Source organism: Pseudophaeobacter leonis, assembly GCF_002087335.1.
In the GTDB taxonomy this organism is placed as follows: domain Bacteria; phylum Pseudomonadota; class Alphaproteobacteria; order Rhodobacterales; family Rhodobacteraceae; genus Pseudophaeobacter; species Pseudophaeobacter leonis.
Genome location: NZ_MWVJ01000044.1, coordinates 21,492 through 28,491 on the forward strand (window position 1 = coordinate 21,492; position 7,000 = coordinate 28,491).

Genomic DNA, 7,000 nt, shown 5'->3' on the forward strand with positions numbered 1-7,000 from the left:
CCACCCTGGCACATCGCAGCCGTCGGGGGGGGGGCGGTTACATCATCGGAGCCCTAGAGAATGGGCAAGTCTTCGGCTAAGCTTTGTCTATTGTTTATTTTTCCGGGTGTTTCGGAGAGTGATTATGTCGAGTGTGAAAATTGAAGGCGACGAATTAAAAAAATTCATTCAGCTTGCTAAAAAGGGACCGCTGCCTTTTGGCTTCTGCCCAGGCAAGAAGGATCCCGACCACGTCCTCGCGATCCATCGCAGCAAGAAACCTGCGCAGCTGGGCAAGCTTGCAAAGGCGGAAGGCTCTGGCGGTAAATTTGCCTATGGGACATTTGTGGTCGAGGCCAAGGTGGCAGTCCTCACCTGCGAGCAAGCGCTGCCAGGGCTGGCTAAGAAACTAAAGAAATACCTGAAGACTCAGAAGATTCCACTAAATGTCGTTGTCCTGGATGCTCAGGGTCAGGAGCTTGAGCAAGAGGTCGAGCCCGAAGAGGCGGCGCAGCCAGAGGTAGCAGCTCCTCCCGCTTTTGAGGAAAAACCGGTCGCGGATGTGGCAGAGCCGGAGACCCTTGCGGATGAGGAGGACGAGGCTGACGACGACGATCCGATCACAGGGCAAACCCAAGGAGATGAGCTGAGGAAACTCATCCGTCTGGGTAAAAAAATGCCTCTGCCTTTCGGCTTTTGTCCGGGCGCGGATGTCGAGACTCATGTGATCGTAATCCACCGACGGAAAAAGCCAGCTATCCTGGGCAAACGCGCCAAGAGCTTTGGCGAGGGGGGGAAGACGGCCTTCGGGACTTTTACTGTCGCAGGTAAGGTCATGGTCCTGACCTGCGAGAGCGTCGTCCCCGCTATGTCCAGGACGTTGCGAAAGTACCTGGCCTTTCAGAACATCCAGATGAAGATTGTCATCCTGGATAGTGATGGCCAGAAGTTAGAACAAGACACGGATGATCTGCCAGAAGAACAGCTCCCCCTGGATGACAAGCTGAAAGCGGCCCTCGCCGAGGTATCCCGCCAGCTGGACGGCACGACCATTCCAGCCTCTGCCTCGGATCAAGAACGGCAGAAGTATCAGGCTGGCCCTCGATCGGCTGCGAGAGATGCTTGGGTCAGTTGCCACTCTCGCTGACCTTAAGAAGATCGTCACGACGCTCCAGGTCATTCGCACAAAGCTGGCGCAGCTCGCCAATGAGCAGGAGCCACCCGGATTGGACAGAAAGGCACTTTTGGCGCGACTTGACGGGATTGCACTGTCGGATCAGGCACCAGAGGAAAAGAGGCAGCGCTTCAAGGACGCGGTGGCGCTACTGCGTGCAAAGATCACCGCCGCCAGCACATCAGATGAGCTTGAGAAGTTTTCGGCGGCCGTAGAGCTTTTGCGCACCAAAGCCGCTGCCCTGGGGGCAAGCAAGCCCCAAACGAAACAACAGCTAAAGCCGCGGGTGCCAGATGGAGGCGATGAACCAGATGGAGGCGATGAAAAAGCGCCTGCGGTGATCGACGTTGAAACCGGCGACAGGGTAGAGGCGTTGAGCGCCGTAAACCTGGCCGAGAGTTTTCTGGCATTACGCAAGTCAAAAAAATTGAATGTCCTGCCCGAGGAAACAAGAGTCCTTGGAAAAATACAGGCCCGTTTTGTTCAAGCGCTGAAGGATGGAAACCTGGATCTGGCTGACTCAATCCTTATGGCTTTTGAGGCACGCGCTGATGGCAATCTGATACCTTTGGCCCAACTGAAGGGGGCCGATGTTACCGATGCGGAACACAGCGCCCTGATGGGGGTAACCGTTGCATTGCCGGAGGCAGAAATCGCTCGGCTGGAGAAATGGATCGAAGCCAATTACATGGCCGAAGAGACAGATGTCGATCTCACCAGCATGTCCCTGACAAACGAGCTGGGTGGTGAACGCTTGGCGGCCGCCCTCAAAGGCAAAAGCGATCTGGGAGCGCTGACGGATGACCAGAGCTATTTCCTGGCCTGTCGCGTGTTGCGTAAATGGCTTTATGCGCCAAAGACCGGTGAAGATGGAGCCGACGAGAACATCGAGGACCTGACCAAGGCCCTGGCTGACGACCCCGAATGGGCGACAAAGATGGCAGCGCTTTATTGGCAGACCTATGAGCGCAACAATCAATTTGAAGAAGGCGTAAGAAAGGAAGGCTTTGAACAGCGCGCACTCTCTTTGCTTTTGCTGGAAAACGGCATCGATCTGGCACCCAAAGAAATGACCAAGGAATTGGCCAAGCTCATTGGCGACAAGGGCTTGGCGGAATGGGCGACGGGCTGGCGCAAGAAGAAACCCCATTTGGGGCAGCCCTTGCCCTATGAGGATATCGTTGAACCCTACTTCGAACCGATAGAGAAAAAGCGGCAATATACTCTGATGGGGCAGGTAGCGGACGGGGCGTTGTCAGCAGAGGGAACGGATCAGTTCGTCTCTTTCATGTTCGGGGCAGCTTCGGAATATGACCTTGATGGCGATGCCGCGGCGCAGGCCAGTTGGGCCAGGCTGCTGGCCTCCACCGTTGAACGGACAAATTGCATCACCGCCAAAAGAAGGGATGGATTCGAGGAAACTCTCAAAAAACTACTGAAAACCGAGGGTGGTCGGGATCTGCTGTTCCGGCACAATGTCGAAGCGCCAATGCGGAACTGGGCTCTGGCCCAGCTGGCACCTTCCAATGACCCAAAGCACAGACCACTTGACCCGTCCAAACTGGAAGAGGGGTGGGAAAGCGACGCCGTTGGTCAGGCTTTTGCCAAGGGCAGCCTGGAGCAGGCGCAAAAGCAATTCCCGGAGCCGGTCAACTTTTCGGTAAAGGACTCAAAGGCTGCACTGGCCAATACCTTTGGCCAGGCCTTTGGCATGCCGTCGACGCTGCCCGTTGATCCGAATGAGACACCGGAACAGATGGAAGCGCGGCTCAAGGCTAATTTTGACCATCCCTACTATGACACGGAAAAGGCCCCGATGAAGGCCTTCTTTGAGTTTCTGGATGAGCAGAAAATGGATGCGGCCAAAATCACGCCAATCCCGATCACATTCATGAGCAACGAGTTGGGCACTGCGGTGTTCAAGGTGATGCGCCTGGAAACGCCCAACGGGCCGGTCTTCTTTGATCATCGAAATAATACCTTTGATTCCGCGCAAGAGTGGGAAGAGAAGAACAAACTGCCGCCCGGGAAGATCACTTATCCCAAGGACTTGCTCCTGGGAAATCCGGCCAAATCAATCTCGACCCCGGCCGATTCCACATCTGCCTGGATCTGGGACAAGCTGGACAAGGCTGCGATGGTTGCCGGCACTATCGCTGGGATCGCAGTTATCATCGGCACAGGTGGAACAGCGGCGCCATTGGTTGCGGGGGCAGCGGCGGTCTATGGCGGCGCTCGGGCGGGTATGGCGCTGGATGAGAAAGCCGAGCTTGGCCATGACCTCTCTGATCTGGGTGATCCGGAAATCCGTTCGCTTTGGCTTGAGGCGGGGTCAAGCGTTGTGAGCATCGGAGCCATTGGCGGCGGCATCCGGGCCGCCAGCCTGATCGGCCGGGGCAGCAAGATGAGCCGCGCAGGCGCCAATATCGTGGCCGGGATGACCTATACCGGCAATCTGGTTGATGCGGTGGCGATTGGCGACACTGTCAATACCCTGTCCAAAAACTGGGACAAGATGTCAGCGGAGCAAAAGACCCAGGCGCTTTTGTCTCTCTCCTTCCAGTTCGGCATGAATGCAGCGTCCAACAAGGCCAGCGGCAACCGGTTTGGCGACAGTTTCAATTTCCGCAAAACGCGGAATCAGCTGGAATATGGCACGCCCTTTGACGTCGGTCGCGATGCCAGCCTAAAGCCAGGCGAGATCGAAGTAAAATACGACCCTGCAACCAAGGATAACCCCTATCCCAGCGGTTTCCGGATTGCCTATGGCGGCGACAAGCCGCCAAGCCGTGACATGATGGCGTTGCACAGCCAGGCCGCCAGCGCCATGGAAGCCTCGGTACGGCTGCAGAAGCGCTACAAATCTATGGTGGCTAGGGGCGAAGAGCCCAAGGCTGGCACAGCCGCTTGGGAGGCCAAATTTGAGCTGACCAAGATTTCGGGCGAAGCCGAGCAGGTTCTCAAGCACCTGAAGAATACCGATCTGACCGCCGATGACAGGGTCCGGCTGCAGCAGCGGATGGATGAGCTCAACGTTGCGCTGATCGACGAACGTAGGCGGCTGGATGCCTGGCAAAAGGACAAAACTGTACAGGACGCCGGGCGTGGCAGCGTTGCGGCACCGGCAACCGGTGAGATGCAGCGTATCGATCTGAAATGGCGTGAGGCCCCAAAAGATCATGTCTGGGTTGCCGGGTCCGGGGGGAGCCCTATCTGCGTCGGCGCGATGGCAAGGGTGAGCGGATGTATTACCTCAAAGATGAGGATAAGTTCATCAGATTTGCCGATCGTCCTGATGCCGAAATGCGGGTCGTTGGCTCTGGCGAGAACGAGATGACATTCCTGGTGCGGGGCGATGGCAAGACCGCAGAAACCCATGCAACACTGCGCAAATACCATGTCAATGCAGAGCGTTCTGCCGACGAGCTAAAAGCGCAAAAGGACGTGGGCGGCAAAGGTCACGATACGGATGACGCCGGCCATATGGTTGGGCATAGGTTTGGGCTCGACAATGGCGTCGACAATCTGTTTCCGCAGGATGCCAATTTCAACCGCGGCGCTTATAAGACAATGGAGAATGAATTTGCGGCCTGGATTGACGCGGGTTGTGAAGTGCGGATGAGCGTGACCTTGAGCAGCTACAAAGGTGACAGGCCGCAGAAGGTTGAGGTGAGCTATGTCGTGGAGCATAAGGAGACCGGCAAAGTCGTGCATAGCGTCAATGAGCGCTTTGCCAATGATGGCAAGCAGACTTTCGAACGCCTGGACCGAACACAAATAGACCAACACATTGCTGACGAAACTTCGGGAACCAAATGAAATGGCAAATTTAACCCAATCGGAACTGGTCTTTGCAGTTGGCGAATTGATCGTGGAAGACCCAAAGATCGCCAGCAAGCCCTGGGATGCCCTGTCTCTGGTCGCTACTTTCAACAACAATAGCGAAAAACTCAGCGGCTATCGCTATTGGGGCGAGAGCGAATATGAAGCTGCTGAAATTGGCAACTTCGGGGATATCCTCGACAAGCTTCTGGAACTGCGCGACGCCATGGGAGATGAGGTCGATGGCCTTTGGGTGCAATGCCTCTTGCAGATCACCAAACCGGACTACGCCTTCCGTGTTCAGTATGAATACAGTGACCCCCAGCGCTGGTCTCCGCATGAAATGACTCCCACGATGCAAGAGTTTGCGGCCTCGCTACGCCCCAGCGAAAATGCCAAACTTTAATCTTGATCTGATCGGTCTGCAGAGATTAGCGCTGAGAGCAGGCCTCTGGCTGGGGCTGTTGCAGCAACCGCCTCTGGTCTGTGAGGTGGCCACGATAGAGACCATGATGCCGCGATAATTGCTGTGCAAGCGTCATCGTTTTCCGGCCACTGTTATCTTATGAGCCGTGCGGATGTATTTGCGCTACCCTTTGTCTTATGTCGATGTTGTGGACTTGTTGGCAGAGCGTGGGCTGGAGATTGATCGCTCCACGATTTACCGTTGGGCTCAGACATTTGGACCTGAACTGGCGTGTTGATGAAACCTATGTGCAGGTCGGCGCCGTGATGGAGACCAGTTTCGCAACGGACGCGCGTTTGCTGCCGGACAGCGGGCACCTATGACTGCTTCTGACAAATGCACAAATCGGATCAGAAATGTCTTGCTGTGCAGGAGCCATCGACACAGGCAGCTTCGCTGCATAGCGCACAAAGGTCCGCAAAGCGCAGACTGTGGTCATTGCAAAGTTTCGTTCCGAGCGAGCCGGGAAGGCCAGAGTGTTTGGTCGCTTTATCGGAATGAGCTTTCGCCAGCTACGAGGTCATGATCGTGCGCCCAGCAATACTCCAGAAATCGCTCGGGTTTCATAGGTTTGGAAAAAAGATATCCTTGCACACAATCGATCCCAAGATTTTGGGCAGCGTGTAGCTCGCTATTTTTCTCAATCCCCTCGATCACCGTTCTAAGACCTTTGGCCTTGCAGATTTTAACAATTCCGGAAACAATGTCTTGGCTTTGCGCGCTTTCTGCGACCCCACGGCCAAGGGATATGTCAATCTTGAGTTCGTCCAGCCCGAGCGTCAGCAAATGTTTGACACTGGTGAAACCCTCGCCAAAGTCATCAAGAGAAATGCGAATGCCTTTCTTGTGCAACTTCTCGATCGTCTCGTTGATTGCCGCAGAATCCTTGATCAACAGCGTCTCAGTGATTTCGATGATCAATCTATGCGGCGGCAGTTGAGTGAAAAACAGCACATCCAAGATTTCCTCAAAAAAGTCCTTTCGCTGAAAGTGCAATACAGAAATATTCACGGACACAGACATATATTCAGGCCAATCCATCGCGGCACTACAAGCTTCGCGCAAGACAAAACCTTCGAGTCCAACGATTTGACCTGTTTCCTCGGCAATTGGGATAAACACCGACGGAGGTATTGGGCCTAGTGTCGGATGCTGCCATCGTACTAGGGCTTCACATCCTTTCAGGCGGCGCGATTGAGAAAAATGAACAGGCTGCAGCTCGATATAGAACTCATTTCTGGTCAGTCCCTGTTCGATACTTCGCCGCAGATTTAAAGCCACATCGGCTTCTTGCTTCATTTCCTCATCATACGTCCTGTAGACACTGTTTGGATCTGACTTTGCTTTATAAAGAGCCATATCCGCGCGCATAATGGCGTCGCTTGACTGCAGGTCGTCCGCTTGCAACGTTGTGATGCCCAGGCTCACCCCAATTTGAACAACCCTATTTTGGGTATGTATCGGCTCGTCGAATTCGCATATCAGTTCTGCTGCTGCGTTTTTGGCATCCTCCAAAAGCAAAGCGTCCCGGAAAAAACGCCAAAAACTCATCCCCGCCC

The 7,000-nt window shown here is 54.8% G+C and carries 5 protein-coding genes and 1 pseudogene; 5 read left to right on the forward strand and 1 reads right to left on the reverse strand.

Annotation, left to right across the window (positions count from 1 at the left end; translation table 11 throughout):
* The first annotated feature begins 124 nt into the window (after positions 1-124).
* The 5 genes and pseudogenes from B4968_RS10840 to B4968_RS24390 form a co-directional block, all read left to right on the forward strand.
* The gene (locus B4968_RS10840; RefSeq protein WP_083099002.1) at positions 125-1,126 is read left to right on the forward strand and encodes a hypothetical protein; all 1,002 of its coding nucleotides are present in this window, start codon (positions 125-127) and stop codon (positions 1,124-1,126) included.
* The gene (locus B4968_RS10845; protein ID WP_083099004.1) at positions 1,098-4,490 is read left to right on the forward strand and encodes a DUF4781 domain-containing protein; all 3,393 of its coding nucleotides are present in this window, start codon (positions 1,098-1,100) and stop codon (positions 4,488-4,490) included. The genes B4968_RS10840 and B4968_RS10845 overlap by 29 nt, the downstream gene beginning before the upstream one ends.
* Positions 4,491-4,498: 8 nt before the next feature.
* The gene (locus B4968_RS10850; RefSeq protein WP_161492578.1) at positions 4,499-4,972 is read left to right on the forward strand and encodes a DNA/RNA non-specific endonuclease; all 474 of its coding nucleotides are present in this window, start codon (positions 4,499-4,501) and stop codon (positions 4,970-4,972) included.
* Between the two features lies 1 nt (position 4,973).
* A complete protein-coding gene (locus B4968_RS10855) occupies positions 4,974-5,381 on the forward strand; it encodes a hypothetical protein (RefSeq protein ID WP_083099010.1) in 408 nt (135 codons plus the stop codon).
* A gap of 172 nt (positions 5,382-5,553) precedes the next feature.
* Positions 5,554-5,673 (forward strand): annotated as a pseudogene (locus B4968_RS24390) (IS6 family transposase); the annotation flags it as partial.
* A gap of 257 nt (positions 5,674-5,930) precedes the next feature.
* Here the strand turns inward: B4968_RS24390 and B4968_RS10865 are convergent.
* On the reverse strand, positions 5,931-7,000 hold a 1,070-nt coding region (locus B4968_RS10865), incomplete at its 5' end, for a putative bifunctional diguanylate cyclase/phosphodiesterase (RefSeq protein WP_139792743.1).

What these genes read in the sequence shown, in the direction of transcription:
- B4968_RS10840 (WP_083099002.1), top strand. Translation starts at nt 125, where the DNA reads ATGTCGAGTGTGAAAATTGAAGGCGACGAATTAAAAAAATTCATTCAG.
- B4968_RS10845 (WP_083099004.1), top strand. Translation starts at nt 1,098, where the DNA reads ATGCTTGGGTCAGTTGCCACTCTCGCTGACCTTAAGAAGATCGTCACG.
- B4968_RS10855 (WP_083099010.1), top strand. Translation starts at nt 4,974, where the DNA reads ATGGCAAATTTAACCCAATCGGAACTGGTCTTTGCAGTTGGCGAATTG.